The organism is Qipengyuania sp. B-5, from assembly GCF_056857815.1.
Map to the genome: position 1 here is coordinate 1 of NZ_JBSXNU010000028.1, position 13,936 is coordinate 13,936.

Consider the following 13,936-nt stretch of genomic DNA (forward strand, 5'->3'; position numbering starts at 1 on the left):
TTCAACAACCGGCGCCTGCTCGCGCCCATCGGCAATATCCCGCCTGCCGAAGCTGAAGCACGATACTACGCCATGCTGGACGACACGCCCATGGCGGCATAATTTAAACCGAATGGCCTCCGGCAATCCCGGGGCGGTTCACACCCCCATAGACGACTGCTGAGAACTTTTGGGCTGACTGGGCGGGACAAATGGCCTCTTTGCGCCCTCATTTCCGTCATTCGATTGGCCGGAACGACCACCGAAAAAGCTACCATCGGGCCAGACCAGCTTTGATGGCAGCGATAAGCCCCTCAACGGTTAATAAAGTCGGAGTGTTACCTACCCAAAGTGGAAGGCTCGGCCTTCTACCGTTAGGATCTTCGGTAATGGCGCTCATTTCCGAGGACGATGAGAATCGGAGGGCGGTTTCCTCTGTAAGATGATGCTCTTGATAGAGGCCGAGGTCGGAGAGGCGGATGATAATGGAGCGCAAGTGATTACAATCTTGCAGTATTCTGAAGGAAAGACATTCCACCTCTGATCGACAACAATCTGAAGATCAGGTCTCTTCGAATGTCCATGGTTTGGAATTCTGCATGTGACATGGTGAAATCGCGGACAACATCGACTAAGCTGGGTAGATGGTGGGGAAATGGTAACCATTCGGGATGTTGCGAAGGCTGCAGGAGTATCGGTCGCTACTGCGTCTCGTGCATTGAATGGCATGTCGATCGTAACGGCGAAGACACGGGAGAAAATCGAAACCGCAGCCTCGGAGCTTAATTATGTCCCCCATAGCGGCGCCCGTAGTCTGACGCGCCGCACGACCGATACGATTGGCGTAATACTGCCAGATCTCTTTGGCGAATTCTTTTCCGAAATTGTGCGGGGCATCGACATGGTCACGCATGGAGCTGGCAAGAGCCTTTTGTTGGGCAACATGCACGGCAGTTCCGACGAAACGGCGCAGGCGATCCGTGCAATGCGCGGCAGGGTCGATGGCTTGCTGGTGATGCCTCCCAACTCCAGGGCCGACAACATAGGGGCAGTGACGCGGGATATCCCTACCGTTCTGCTCAACGCTCACTCGAGCGACGACGATACACCCTTTGTTGCCGTGGACAATTACGCCGGAGCGCGGCTTGTCACCGAACATTTGATAGATCGCGGTGCCACTAACATCGTCCATATCGCCGGTCCGGCGAGCAACCGCGATGCGCGCGAGCGTCAGCGAGGTTATTGCGATGTATTGGCGGAACGGCTGGGAGAAAGCAGCCCGCTTATTCTCCCAGGAGATTTCCGCGAAAATGCAGGCAGCAAGGCTGCGAGACTGCTGCTGAACAGCGATATCCCGTTCGATGCTGTCTTTGCCGGAAACGATATCATGGCGGTCGATCTGATGAGCGAATTGCGCGCCGCGGGTCGCAATATCGGGGAAGACCTCCTGATCGCAGGCTTCGACGACATTCCGCTGGCTCGCTATGTTACTCCCGGTCTCACAACGGTGCATTCGGACATTACGCGGCTGGGTTCGACCGCTGCGCTCATGATGCTGCGCATGATGAAAGGTGAGCATCTCACCAGAGACGACGGTCTGATCATCGAGCCTGCGCTGGCGATCCGAGGCTCTACCGCTGGACCAAGATAGGTCAGACAGATCGATCGTTTGACAGGCGTTTTGGCCCTGCCTAATGTAATGTAACCGTTTTCATTATGTGCAGGGAGCTAAAGATCGTGTTGAGCAAGTTTGGAAGCTTTTCAGCGTTGACGGGCGCGGCCTTGTTCGTCGCTGCCTGTGCCGGACTACATCGCCCGGCAACGGCGGAGCCCTTGCCCCCTGCAGGGCAACATCCGCAGGAGAGCATCGAAACCGGCGGATATCGCTATCAGTTGTTCATCCCGGAGAATGCGCAGAAAGCGCAAATCTGGCCGCTCATGATCTTCCTGCACGGGTCAGGGGAACGCGGTGATGATATCGCCAGGGTGAAGGTCCACGGTCCTCCGAAACTGGCCGACCGCGATCCGGATTTCCCGTTCATCCTGATCTCTCCCCTGCTGCCTGCGGAAAAGGATTGGGATATCGGGAAGCTGGAGGCGATCCTCGACCATGCGCTTGAAACTCTCCCGGTAGACCCGGAGCGGATCTACCTCACTGGGCTGAGCCGCGGCGGTCATGCGACCTGGCGTTGGGGTGCGCAAAACCCCGATCGCTTCGCCGCGCTCGCTCCAGTTGCCGGAAGGGGCGATGCCGAGAACGCCTGCCAGCTCGTGGACACGCCGGTCTGGGCGCTCCATGGTGATCGGGATGATGTCGTGGAGCCCGAGGGAAGCTTTGAAATGTCCCGCGCGATCCGGGCCTGTGGCGGGCAGAACAGCCGCCTGACAATCTACCCCGATCTCGGGCACAATGCATGGGATCCTGCCTATGCAGACCCGGCGCTATACCTCTGGCTCCTTTCGCAGCGACGCCCAAACGGCGATGATTAGACCGCTACGCGCACTCCTGCTTCTCTTCGCAATACTCACGGCTGGCTGCGCGCACATTCCAGCGCCCCACGGGCCGATTGATACAAAGTTCCGAGCGATGACGTTCAACATCAGGCTAGATACTGCATCGGACGGGCAGAATGCATGGCCCGAGCGGCATGAACTGGTGCGCGATCTTATCCGCCATGAAGCACCGGACGTATTGGGCATGCAGGAGGTGCTGCTGCACCAGAAGCGCTACCTCGAAGCTGAACTGCCCGAATATACCTTCGTGGGAGTGGGGCGTGATGATGGTGCCGCTGCGGGCGAGTTTTCCCCATTGGCATGGCGGAGTAATTTGTTCGACCTGGTCGAGAGCGGCACCTTTTGGCTTTCGCCGACGCCGAATTTGCCCAGCAACGGCTGGGACGCTGCTTATCCACGCATCGCAACCTGGGCGATCCTTCGCCGGCACGATGGTGGCGGGAAGCTGCGCGCGCTCAACACGCATTTCGATCACATCGGAATATCTGCACGCGCCAATTCGGCTAGGCTGATCGCGGAATGGGTAGACACCGGCGCCGGAGCGGGATTGCCTACGATCGTGTTAGGCGATTTCAACGCCGATCCGAGCAGCGAGGCTTACACGATCCTAACCGGAGACATCCTCACCGACAGCCGCAACGCCAGCGAGAACAAACCTTATGGTCCACAGGGCACCTTCACCGGCTTCGACATCATGCGCGATGCAGGCGAGCCTATCGACCACATTTTCGTGACTGGCGATGTCGCGGTAGCCAGTTACGCAGTGCTAACCCAACACTGGGGCGGGCGCCTGCCCTCAGATCATTACCCGGTGGTGGCTGACCTGTCGCTGCCCGGACTGTGATCGTCCTTTCTTCAGCCCCCTCGCGGCACTGCAACCAGCACCCTGTCGCACGCTATGGGAATCGCCATCGCCGGGCGCCTGCACTCAGAGCAGCCGAAGGACCGCCGCAACGCCGAAATGATCGGACGGGAATAATCCGCGGCAACTGCGATCGCCGATCCGATGTGCCGAGACGGTGTGGAACGCGCGCGTTTCGGCAAGGATATGATCAATCACCCGATCGGCATGCCCTGAAGCGGGATTGAGCGTCGTCTGGGTGGCTCCCATCGGGAGTGAACTGGCGAAGCGAGCAAGTAAAGGCGCCAGTTCGGGAGTCCCGAGTTCGGCATTGAAGTCGCCTAACAGGAGTTGCGGGACGCCATCCTCCGGGAGCCAGTCGAGAAGGTCAGAGACTTGCCGCAAGCGTACCTGTGCAGCATCCGCTTGCCAGGCCAGATGCGTCGACACGACATCGACGGGTCCGCCGGAGAAGGCAAGCCTGACGCGCAATGCGGTGCGATAGTCGTTGCGAGGCTCTAGTAGGCGCCACTCTTCTGCAACGACCGGAACCCTCGACAGGATCGCATTGCCATAGCGGCTCGGCGCGTCGAGAGGGGAGGTCGAACTGAAATGGACGGAATAGCCGCCCAGTGCCTCAGCGATGGTTGCCGCTTGGTTAGGCAGCCGCTTGCTGCTGTCCTGGAGGACTTCCTGCAAGGCGATGGCATCGGCGTCGACCATGCGCAGCGTGTCCACTACAAGCGGAAGCCTGGCCGGCCAGCCACCGGCATCATGCCAGATGTTGAGGGTAGCGACCGAGAACGTGCGGCCTTGCAATCCGGTCGTCTTGCATGCGGCCAGCGAAGCACACGCCGCGCCAGCCAGTACAGCGCGCCGCCCGAAGGTTCGAGCAAGGGTCAATTTGCCGAGCTTTCCAACCAGCCACCGGTAAAGCCGATCCGCTCCAACCCCCGTCGGATATGTGGATTCTTGCGCATTGTCTTCCACACAAGCCCACTCCGGTGATTCTCCATCATGGCGAGAATCGGCCCCTGATCGATGCCGAGATGATCCCTTGCCACCCAGCCCTTCACCGGATCGGTCTCGCCACTGGTCGATTCCGCGTCAGCGAAGGTAAAGCTCGGATTGAAGGCGTCCTTGAACCCATAGGCGGTATATAAGCGCTCACCATAGCGTGTCTTCATCGCCATCAGTGCGGGAATCGTGACTTCCGGCGCGAACGGAATCGAACCGCCCGCTGCCGTCGGGACGATGGTGCCATCATCGACCACGCGGATCGCACTCACACCGCGCGCGGAATAGCCCATGAATTCGCGCGGCTTGCCGTTGACCAAGCGACCGTTAGCTGCTGCGGTCGGTCCGTCGGAGGCGGTCCAGCCCCAGACGTCACCCGAATAGCCGACCCAGTCATTCGGATTGTCGGCCCCGTAGGCGCGCTGGCTCAAGGTGGCGCGGCGGCTGTTCTCGAAATAGTCGATGCCCTTCGACGCCATGAATTCGTCGCGAATGCCGCGGAAGTCGATCCAGACATGGCTGTACTGGTGGCCAAACAGCGGTTCGAACTGGAGATGCTCGTAACCGTAGTACGTGCCCCAATCCTTCTCAAGATCGACAGCCCAGCCGGTGGCCCAGGCCTCTTTCGAGACCGGATGCGTCGGCGATCCGGCGGCGAGGATGTAAACCAGCATGCCTTCGTTGTAGCCGACCCAATCATGTGTGCCGAAATCGCCGCCATCACCGCGCTCGGGATACCAGCCCATCGCAATCGACTTGCCACTGCCGCCGTTTGCGGAGGGGATTGTGCTATTCTCGCGCTGGACGAAGGTCCAGTCGACGCGGCGGTAAATCTTTTCGGCGAGATCGCGGATCTCCACTTCGATCGCGCTGTCGCCGTCGAAGTAGCTCTGCGCGAACAGAATGCCGCCGAGTAGCAGCGAGGTGTCGACGGTCGACAGTTCGGTATTGCCGCGGCGGGTACCGTCCTCACTATTTAGAAAATGATAGAAGAAGCCCTTGTGGCCGCTGGTTCCAGCTACAGCAGAGCCCTGCGGTGCAGTCCAGTAAAATGCGAGGCAGTCGCGCGTGCGCTGCGCGGCTGCCTCACGGGGGACGTAGCCGCGTTCGGCGCCGATACCGTAGGCGGTAAGTGCGAAGCCCGTCGCCGCGATCGAGGAGAAAGGATTGCTCGGCCAGCGATCGGGCGCGAGGCATCGCTCGGTATCGGTAGTCTCCCAGAAATAATCGAATGTGCGACGGGAGAGGTCTTCGGAAAACTGCGCCTCGGTAAGCGGTGCAGCCACGGAAATGTCATCGGACGGTGCCGTCCGGGCTGAAGGTGCGAGCGACGTACAGGCGGCCAGCGTCAGCGCCGAAAGGAATATCGACGGGGTACGGAGAAACATGATCTGCTCCCGAATTATTGAGCGCCCGGGTCACGCGAAAGTGGCGCGAGCGACGTATATCCTATCTCGTCAAAATTCGAACCCGGCCGAAAGCTTCAGCGTGCGGGGCGGGCCGTTGGTGCTCAAAGAATTGGGATTCCGTTCGCCTGTGTCGTTAAAGAAGCTGTTGTAGTTACGATCGTTCAAAGCGTTGATAATGTCTGCACGAACGTAAATACGGGTGTCGTCGCTGATGAATTTCAGCTTGAGGTCTTGCGTCACGGCAAAGTCAAGCTGGCGGAAGCCCCACCGGTCTCCATTGCCCTCGGTTAAGACCGTATCGACCACCACGGGCGGCTCTCCCCCGATCGTACGGATGAACCGGTTCAAGTAGCTTGGCGAGGCGATCTGGAACTTGCCCGAAAGGGTGGTTCCCGTGGGCAGATCGACCGCACCCGCCATCACGAGCCTGTGCCTGCGGAGTCCACTCGAAGTCTTGACAGTGTAGTCTTCCAGGGTCGGGAAATCGAACGAGAAGTACTCTCCGAAAGCCCTGTTTTCGGTCGCATCCGTATAGGTGTAGGTAGCCGACAAGTTCCACGGCGACGTACGGGTGTGCCGCTTGACCAACTTGAGGTGGAACGCGTCTTCGTCGGTCTTCAGTCCGTTTGTCCCGATGATGATCGATCCAAAGCCCGGTGGGGCAAAGCCGAACGGCGAGCCCGGAACGGCAGGCGGTGGAGTGAAGAACGTGCCATCGGGCCTACGATTTCCGAGCAGATAGGCGAACCCATCCCGGCTCTTGATATGCCGGTAGCCGATTTCCACGTTCAACAAGTTGGTAAGGTCGCTGCGCAAGCCGAGGCTGAACTGATCCGAATAAGGGACTTTCAGATCGTTGTTGATCAGTCGGATCCCGCGACCGCCCCCTGCACCAGCACCGGCCAGCAGTTGCTGACGGCCTTCCTCGGTCAGATAGATCGGATCCCACGGCACGCAGGTCGGGCTCGGATCGCAGTCGTTTTCCTCATCGCCTGTAATGAACTGGAATGTGCGCGTGCTGTACGCATTGATGCTAATTTCCTGAGCAATGAAATCGAACTGATTGCGATCGTAGGACCGACCATATCCGCCAAAGAGGACCAGACGCCCTTGGTCCAGAAATTGGTAGCTGAAGCCCACTCGCGGTTGGAACGCTCCGGTAAATGCATTGCGTTGCGTGCCATCGGTTATGTAGTCATTAATGTCGTATTCGACACCGGGCTGATAGATATTCGGATAGTTTTCCGGCGAAACAGCATCTACCACATCGGCAGGGGTCACCCAGTCGAGGTAAGAAGGAGTTTCTTCGTAGTCCCAACGGATGCCAAGGTTGAGAGTCAGTCGATCGTTCACCACCCAGTCGTCCTGAATGTAGACGCCAAATTGCCAGTTTTTGGAGATTACCGACGGCGTACCTTTTCCCGTGGCTGCCCCAAACTGCACCTGATACGGCACAGCCGTGTTGAAGCCACCTTCGGGAAAATTGACGTTGTACGAATACTGCGGGTTGAAGAAGTTCTGTTCAACCCGATCCAGCCGGACCCACTTCGATTTCACCCCCGCCTTGATCGTATGGTTCGAGAAGCCGGTCCAGGTGAAGTCGTTCTGGACGCCGTACCCTTCCTGACCCTTGTCCTGGAAATTGGCGCTCCCGCCGATACGCAAGAGCTGCGCGCGAGTGAGATTACTGCCCGTTACGGGACTTTCCCCAGTGTAAGTGAAAATCTGGCCCGGGACGAAATTCTGGGGGCGGGGCGACCAGAAGGCGCTCTCGTACGTGAACTTGAAATCGTTGATGAAATTATCGCTTGTATGCTCCCAGCGAAGCAAGCCGCGCTTTTCATCCACATCCTGGGACGCCGCTGCTTCTTCCGCAGTGCTGCCACTGCCTAGAAAAACACCAGTTTCGTTGCGATACTTGCCCGAAACCTCGATGAGATCGCGACTTGTCGGCTGGAAGCTCAGCTTGCCGAAGAAGAGGTCTTCGTTGAACTCGCGCTGGGTGGGGCCGAACAGGCCCTGGAACTCGGAGGGGAAATAACTGATAGGGAAATTCGCACCCGGCTCGATGGTGACAGGTAGGCGCCGACGTTTGCCCTCGTAGGTGCCGAAGAAGAACAGCGTGTCACGGATGATGGGCCCACCTAGCGCACCACCGAACTGAATATCCTTGGTCTCAGCCTTCTCGCGTCCGCCAAATTTTTCCAGCGGCGTTTCTTCACGCATTCCAGTGTCGGTATAATCTACAAATGCCGTGCCATGAAACTCGTTGGTCCCGGACTTCGTGCCTGCAGTGATAGCAACAGAACTGACCTGATCAAACTCCGCTTTATAGTTGGAGCTGATCACGCGATACTCGCCGACCGCCAGCTGCGGGAAGGGATTGCCTTCCGAACTGTCCTGCCCGGTCACGCCGTTCTTCAGGACGTAATCCTTCTGACCAACACCATCGATGTAGACGTTGACGGTACGGCTGTTCTGAGCACCGCCCTGGATTCGTGACTGGCCATCGGGATTCTCGAACACAACGCCTGGCGCAAGATCAGCAAAAGCGAGGAAATTGCGATTGTTCTGCGGTAGCGTCTCGATCTCGCGTTCGCTGATGTATGCGCCGACTTCGCCGCCCTCAAGGCTGCGAACGCGACTCCCTACAACGACGATCTCGTTTCCGCCCGCGACGGGCGCATCGGCAACAGGCGCAGCGCCCAAATCGAAGTCGAGAACCGCACTTTGCGCCACGGTAAGAGTGAACTGGTCGGTGCGGCGAACGCCGTTGGCGGTCATGACTTCGAGTCGATATGTCCCCGCCCGCAGCGAAGCGAAATTGTACGTACCGTCTGCCGATACGGATACCGAGCGATTGATGCCGGTGTTCACCTCGACCGCAGTAACTTGAGAAATGCCCTCGGCGCCGGTGATACGGCCGCGCAGCGAAGCGTTGACTTCCTGCGCGTGGGCAGGCGCAACCATCGCTATGGTAATCGCGCCTCCGGCGACGCCGGTGGCCAGCGCAAACGCAAGCTTGCGGGCCACGCGGTTTGCAGCGGTGCTACGGTGTGAAATCATCATTTCCTCCCCATTGAGCCGACCGTGATTCCGGCCGCTGACAGTTCGCCGCCTTACTGGCAGCTTAACCGAATCAACATTTGACGTGCGCCCTTGTAACCGGTTTCATTATCCCTGTATAGATGGCGCAAGGAGGGCGATTCCTCCAGGCGATCCGTCGCTTGAAATAAAACACAGATCCGATTGGGGAGGATTTCGATGAGAGCACTGCACAGAACCGCGATGACCTGTGCCAGCGCCTTGGCGCTTGCCGGATGTGCAACGATGAGCGGGGCACCGGTGCAGGATGCGGCCGCGAGCCCTTCTCCGACAGCGGTTCCCATCGAGCCTGCGCAACCCGCCTGGGCCGGCCGCGATGCCGAAATGGATCGTTTTCTCGACGAGCTTATCGCCAAGATGACTCTGGAGGAAAAAGTCGGCCAGCTGACACTGCTTACCAGCGACTGGGAATCGACAGGTCCGACGATGCGAGAGGGTTATCAGCAAGACATCGCGGCTGGCCGCGTCGGCTCGATCTTCAATGCCTACACCGCCGAATACACCCGCGAACTTCAGGAGATGGCGGTCGAAGGAACCCGGCTGAAGATCCCGCTGCTGTTCGGTTACGACGTGATCCACGGCCACCGCACGATCTTCCCGATCTCGCTCGGCGAGGCGGCGAGCTGGGACATGGAGGCGATCGAGAAGTCCGCCCGCGTCTCGGCGCAGGAAGCTTCGGCAGAAGGCATCCACTGGACGTTCTCGCCCATGGTCGACGTCTCGCGCGATGCGCGCTGGGGCCGCATCTCCGAAGGCGCGGGCGAAGACGTCTTCCTCGGCAGCGAGGTCGCTCGCGCGCGCGTCCGCGGCTATCAGGGAGACGATCTCGGCGCGGTCGACACCGTGCTCGCCACCGCCAAGCATTTCGCCGCCTACGGTGCCGCGCAGGCCGGTCGCGACTATCACACCGTCGACATTTCGGAGCGCACGTTGCGCGACATCTATCTGCCGCCGTTCGAGGCTGCGGTCGACGAGGGGGTCGCCACTTTCATGACCTCGTTCAATGAGTACGACGGCGTCCCCGCCAGCGGCAGCAAGTTCCTGCTCACCGACGTCCTGCGTGATGAATGGGGTTTCGACGGGTTCGTTGTCACCGATTACACCTCGATCAACGAGATGGTTCCGCACGGCTATTCCAAGGATCTGGCGCAGGCGGGCGAGCAGGCGCTCAATGCCGGGGTGGACATGGACATGCAGGGCGCGGTGTTCATGGAAAATATGGTGAAATCGGTCGAAGAAGGCCGCGTGAATCAGGCCAGCATCGACCGCGCGGTTCGACGCGTACTCGAGATGAAGTACCGCCTCGGCCTGTTCGAGGACCCGTACCGCTATGCCGACGAGGCACGTCAGGAAGCCACGCTCTATAAGCCCGAATTCCTTGAGGCGGCGCGCGACGTAGCGCGCAAGTCGATGGTCCTGCTCAAGAATGAAGGCGACACCTTGCCCCTTGCTGCGACTGCCGACCGTATCGCCCTGATCGGCCCACTCGCCGACAGCAAGACCGACATGATCGGCAGCTGGTCGGCTGCGGGCGACCGTCAGACCCGCCCCGTCACGATCCTCGAAGGCATGAAAGCGCGTGCTGGCGACGGCGTGACGGTCGAATATGCCAAGGGCGCGAGTTATGAATTCGCCGACGAAGGCAAGACCGACGGTTTTGCCGAGGCGCTAGCGCTGGCGGAAAGATCCGACGTGATCGTCGCCGCTATGGGCGAAAAGTGGGACATGACCGGCGAGGCTGCAAGCCGCACCTCGCTCGATCTGCCTGGCAACCAACAGGCGCTGCTGAAGCAGCTGGTCGCGACCGGCAAGCCGGTTGTACTGGTGATGCTGAGCGGTCGGCCCAACTCGATCACCTGGGCGGACGACAATGTCGATGCCATCCTCCACGCCTGGTATCCTGGTACGCAGGGCGGCCATGCGGTCGCTGACGTATTGTTCGGAGACTACAATCCTTCGGGCAAGCTGCCGGTTACTTTCCCTCGCAATGTCGGCCAGGCGCCGATCCATTACGACATGAAGAATACTGGCCGCCCGATCGAACTGGGCGAACCGGGCGCAAAGTACGTCTCGCGCTACCTCAACACGCCCAACGATCCCCTCTACCGCTTCGGCTACGGGCTCAGCTACACCGATTTTGCATATTCACCGGCAATGCTGTCGGCGGCCTCGATGGGTCCGGGCGGCTCGATCACCGCGAGCGTCACGGTCACCAACACCGGCGACCGAGCGGGCGAGGAAGTGGTCCAGCTCTACGTCCGCGATCTCGTCGGTTCGGTTACCCGGCCAGTGCAGGAACTCAAGGGCTTCGAGAAGATCATGCTTCAGCCCGGCGAGAGCCGGACAGTAACATTCACCCTGACCCCCGAGGACCTCGCCTTCACCCGCGCCGATATGTCGCACGGATGGGAACCGGGGAACTTCCAATTGTGGATTGCGCCCAGATCGGGTGCGAAAGCGGCTACTCCCGTACCCTTCTCCCTTACGGAGTAGTCGGATGAACTTCCCCGGCTTCCGCACCCCCCCTGTGTTCGCCCTTTTCGCCGCGCTTGCGGTGGCAGGTTGCGCAACCATGGAAGCCGGGGAGGTTCATCAAACCGGATCGGACGTTTCGGAAAAAAGGACCCGCCCAAACATCATTTTCATCATGTCGGACGATCACGCCCAGACTGCGATTTCTGCTTATGGCACGGAAATTGGACGTCTCGCGCCGACGCCCAATATCGACCGGATAGCCGCGAATGGCGCGTTGTTCGAAAACAGCTATGTCACCAACTCGCTATGCGGGCCGAGCCGCGCGACGATGCTCACAGGCCAGTTCAGCCATATGCACGGCTTCACCAAGAATGGTCAGACGTTCGAAAATTCCTCGTGGAACTGGGTGCGCGAACTCGGCGAGGCGGGCTATCGGACCGCGCTGTTCGGCAAGTGGCATCTCAATTACTCACCCGAAGGCGCGGGGATCGGCGATTGGGCAGTGCTCGACGATCAGGGAAAATACTATAATCCGGACGTCATCACGCCGACCGGGCGCAGCGTGGTCGAGGGATATGCATCCGACATCGTCACCGATCTCAGCATCGAATGGCTGGACGAAAACGCAGAAGCGGACCAGCCCTTCGCGATACTGATCCACCACAAGGCCCCGCACCGCAACTTCATGCCCGCGATCCGCCACGTACAGAAATACATCGGCACCGACTTCCCGGTGCCGACGAACTATTTCGATCACTATGATGGCCGGCCTGCAGCCGCAGCTCAGGAAATGAATATCTACCAGCACATGTATGAGGGCCACGACCTCAAGATGACCGAGGAAGCTGGGTCGAGCGAGCTGCGCTTCAATCCCTGGACCGACGATTTCGACCGGATGACAGAAGAACAGCGCAATGCCTATTTCGGCGCGCTGCAGCCCGGCAACGACGCAATGAACGCTGCGGACATGAGCGAACGCGAAATGGCGATCTGGAAGTACCAGCGCTACATGGACGAATATCTCGGCACGGTCGCTGCAGTGGATGAAAGCGTGGGCCGCGTGCTTGACTGGCTCGAAGCTTCCGGTCAGGCCGACAACACGATCGTCGTCTATACCTCCGATCAAGGGTTCTATCTCGGCGAGCATGGCTGGTTCGACAAGCGCTTCATGTACGAGGAAAGCCTGCGCACACCGCTGGTAATGCAATTCCCCGGCCATATCGCGCCCGGGACACGCGTGAGCGTACCGGTCCAGAACGTCGATTATGCGCCGACCTTCCTCGATTATGCAGGACTGGCATCGCGCGACACGATCCAGGGACACAGCTTGCGCGATGTGGTCGATGGCACACCGCCCGCCGACTGGCGTGAAGATATCTATTACCACTACTACGAATATCCCGGCTTCCACTCGGTCCGCGCGCATTACGGAGTGAAATCGGGCCGCTATAAGCTGATGCGCTATTACGGCGACATCAACGTCTGGGAATTCTACGATCTGGAAAGCGATCCGTCCGAAATGCACAATCGGATCGACGATCCGGCGGCGCAGGGCATCGTTGCCGAACTGAAGGACCGGCTCGAAGCGTTACGGCGCGAATACGGCGACAGCGACGGGCCGCCAGTCGATGCCCCGCTGGCGCTCGCGTCCGCAGTGGCAAAGGGCAAGCGCGATGCCGAGGCGGCGGCTGGCGCGGGGCATCACGCGGGGCATTAGCGGCAACCCGCCCAGCCAAAGTTCACTCAAAAGTCACTCGGATTTCGCATTTCGCAAAGCTGTGATGGTTCCCGGGTCAGGTGTGCGATGTGATCGGGTGTCGACAGGGTCAAAGAGCGATGCCGAGCGATAGCGCAGGACGGTGGCTGTAGGAAATGGTTTCTGCGATCGCAGCGCGAACGTGGAAGTGCAGGTATGAAGCCGAAAGCAGATCTCCACAATCGAGCCCATTTCGGACATCGGCAGGCTTTCCTAAACACTCTTGATGAAGTTGCATGACGCCAGTGCCGAGGTGCCGTTTGAAGCGAAAATTGACGCACGGTTCCCATACGATGACCCAGCCGCATCCAGTGACCTAATCCAAGAGGCTAGCAACATCTCCTTGAACGCAGTTTTTTGCGTTCTAGATGAGATTTGCCGACCTCCGAGAAGTGGCGTCGTCTCCAAAAACCGTCAGTGTGAACTGCTCGCCGAATGGTCTTCCACTTTCGAACACGATTTGAAGGCACCCCTACTTCGCTGCGCCAAGGCATTGATTGCCGGACAGCCGCTACCATGGTCAGATGCAGTGGCGGTGATTGGACTAGTTGGTTGCTTTCAAGCACAAAGAGGCGCTCTATCGGTCGCATATTTTGCAGGAGATTGCGGCAGCGAAGAAGGTGATGCGGCGCTGACCCTTGCCGAGCGCCGGGTAAGGGAAACTTGGGAGCAGATGGGTATCTAACCGATGGCCGCTATCCATCTGTGGACGCCCCGCAGGATGCAAGCGGTATTTTGAGAGGTTTGGCGCGTAGTCGGATGCTGCCATCTGTCCGGCCTCCTGGTGCAGCTTTTCGTGCTGCGGGCCCGTATGGGAGTTCGCGGACCGGAACCACATCA

At 59.4% G+C, this 13,936-nt stretch carries 9 protein-coding genes; 6 read left to right on the forward strand and 3 right to left on the reverse strand.

Annotated features, from left to right (window positions below; all coding sequences use genetic code 11):
• The first annotated feature begins 634 nt into the window (after positions 1–634).
• The 3 genes from AC13CE_RS02855 to AC13CE_RS02865 all read left to right on the forward strand — a co-directional run bounded on the left by AC13CE_RS02855 (position 635) and on the right by AC13CE_RS02865 (position 3,337).
• The gene (locus tag AC13CE_RS02855) at positions 635–1,630 is read left to right on the forward strand and encodes a LacI family DNA-binding transcriptional regulator (RefSeq protein WP_482971421.1); all 996 of its coding nucleotides are present in this window, start codon (positions 635–637) and stop codon (positions 1,628–1,630) included.
• An 89-nt stretch (positions 1,631–1,719) separates the two neighbouring features.
• A complete protein-coding gene (locus AC13CE_RS02860; protein WP_482971422.1) occupies positions 1,720–2,469 on the forward strand; it encodes a carboxylesterase family protein in 750 nt (249 codons plus the stop codon).
• A gap of 97 nt (positions 2,470–2,566) precedes the next feature.
• Positions 2,567–3,337 (forward strand): endonuclease/exonuclease/phosphatase family protein, encoded by a 771-nt coding sequence (locus AC13CE_RS02865; protein ID WP_482971423.1) that lies wholly within the window; start codon positions 2,567–2,569, stop codon positions 3,335–3,337.
• Between the two features lie 84 nt (positions 3,338–3,421).
• Here the strand turns inward: AC13CE_RS02865 and AC13CE_RS02870 are convergent, their stop codons facing one another.
• The 3 genes from AC13CE_RS02870 to AC13CE_RS02880 all read right to left on the reverse strand — a co-directional run bounded on the left by AC13CE_RS02870 (position 3,422) and on the right by AC13CE_RS02880 (position 8,829).
• Positions 3,422–4,237 (reverse strand): endonuclease/exonuclease/phosphatase family protein, encoded by an 816-nt coding sequence (locus tag AC13CE_RS02870; RefSeq protein WP_482971424.1) that lies wholly within the window; start codon positions 4,235–4,237, stop codon positions 3,422–3,424.
• Complete coding sequence (locus AC13CE_RS02875) at positions 4,234–5,739, reverse strand: glucoamylase family protein (RefSeq protein ID WP_482971425.1); 1,506 nt, start codon at positions 5,737–5,739, stop codon at positions 4,234–4,236. The genes AC13CE_RS02870 and AC13CE_RS02875 overlap by 4 nt, the downstream gene beginning before the upstream one ends.
• Before the next feature lie 69 nt (positions 5,740–5,808).
• A complete protein-coding gene (locus AC13CE_RS02880) occupies positions 5,809–8,829 on the reverse strand; it encodes a TonB-dependent receptor (protein ID WP_482971426.1) in 3,021 nt (1,006 codons plus the stop codon).
• Between the two features lie 195 nt (positions 8,830–9,024).
• Here AC13CE_RS02880 and bglX point away from each other — a divergent pair, with 195 nt between their 5' ends.
• From bglX to AC13CE_RS02895, 3 genes are all read left to right on the forward strand, one after another.
• Positions 9,025–11,358, forward strand: coding sequence for a beta-glucosidase BglX (gene bglX / locus AC13CE_RS02885; protein ID WP_482971427.1), 2,334 nt, complete (start codon positions 9,025–9,027; stop codon positions 11,356–11,358).
• A 4-nt stretch (positions 11,359–11,362) separates the two neighbouring features.
• Positions 11,363–13,057: a sulfatase family protein gene (locus AC13CE_RS02890; RefSeq protein WP_482971428.1), complete on the forward strand. Its 1,695-nt coding sequence runs from the start codon at positions 11,363–11,365 to the stop codon at positions 13,055–13,057.
• 265 nt (positions 13,058–13,322) lie between these two features.
• Positions 13,323–13,781, forward strand: coding sequence for a hypothetical protein (locus AC13CE_RS02895; RefSeq protein WP_482971429.1), 459 nt, complete (start codon positions 13,323–13,325; stop codon positions 13,779–13,781).
• The last annotated feature ends 155 nt before the right edge of the window (positions 13,782–13,936 follow it).

Excerpts from the sequence above, each read along its gene's own strand:
- AC13CE_RS02880 (WP_482971426.1), bottom strand. The coding sequence starts at position 8,829 with ATGATGATTTCACACCGTAGCACCGCTGCAAACCGCGTGGCCCGCAAG.
- bglX (WP_482971427.1), top strand. The coding sequence starts at position 9,025 with ATGAGAGCACTGCACAGAACCGCGATGACCTGTGCCAGCGCCTTGGCG.
- AC13CE_RS02895 (WP_482971429.1), top strand. The coding sequence starts at position 13,323 with ATGAAGTTGCATGACGCCAGTGCCGAGGTGCCGTTTGAAGCGAAAATT.
- AC13CE_RS02865 (WP_482971423.1), top strand. The coding sequence starts at position 2,567 with ATGACGTTCAACATCAGGCTAGATACTGCATCGGACGGGCAGAATGCA.
- AC13CE_RS02875 (WP_482971425.1), bottom strand. The coding sequence starts at position 5,739 with ATGTTTCTCCGTACCCCGTCGATATTCCTTTCGGCGCTGACGCTGGCC.
- AC13CE_RS02855 (WP_482971421.1), top strand. The coding sequence starts at position 635 with ATGGTAACCATTCGGGATGTTGCGAAGGCTGCAGGAGTATCGGTCGCT.
- AC13CE_RS02890 (WP_482971428.1), top strand. The coding sequence starts at position 11,363 with ATGAACTTCCCCGGCTTCCGCACCCCCCCTGTGTTCGCCCTTTTCGCC.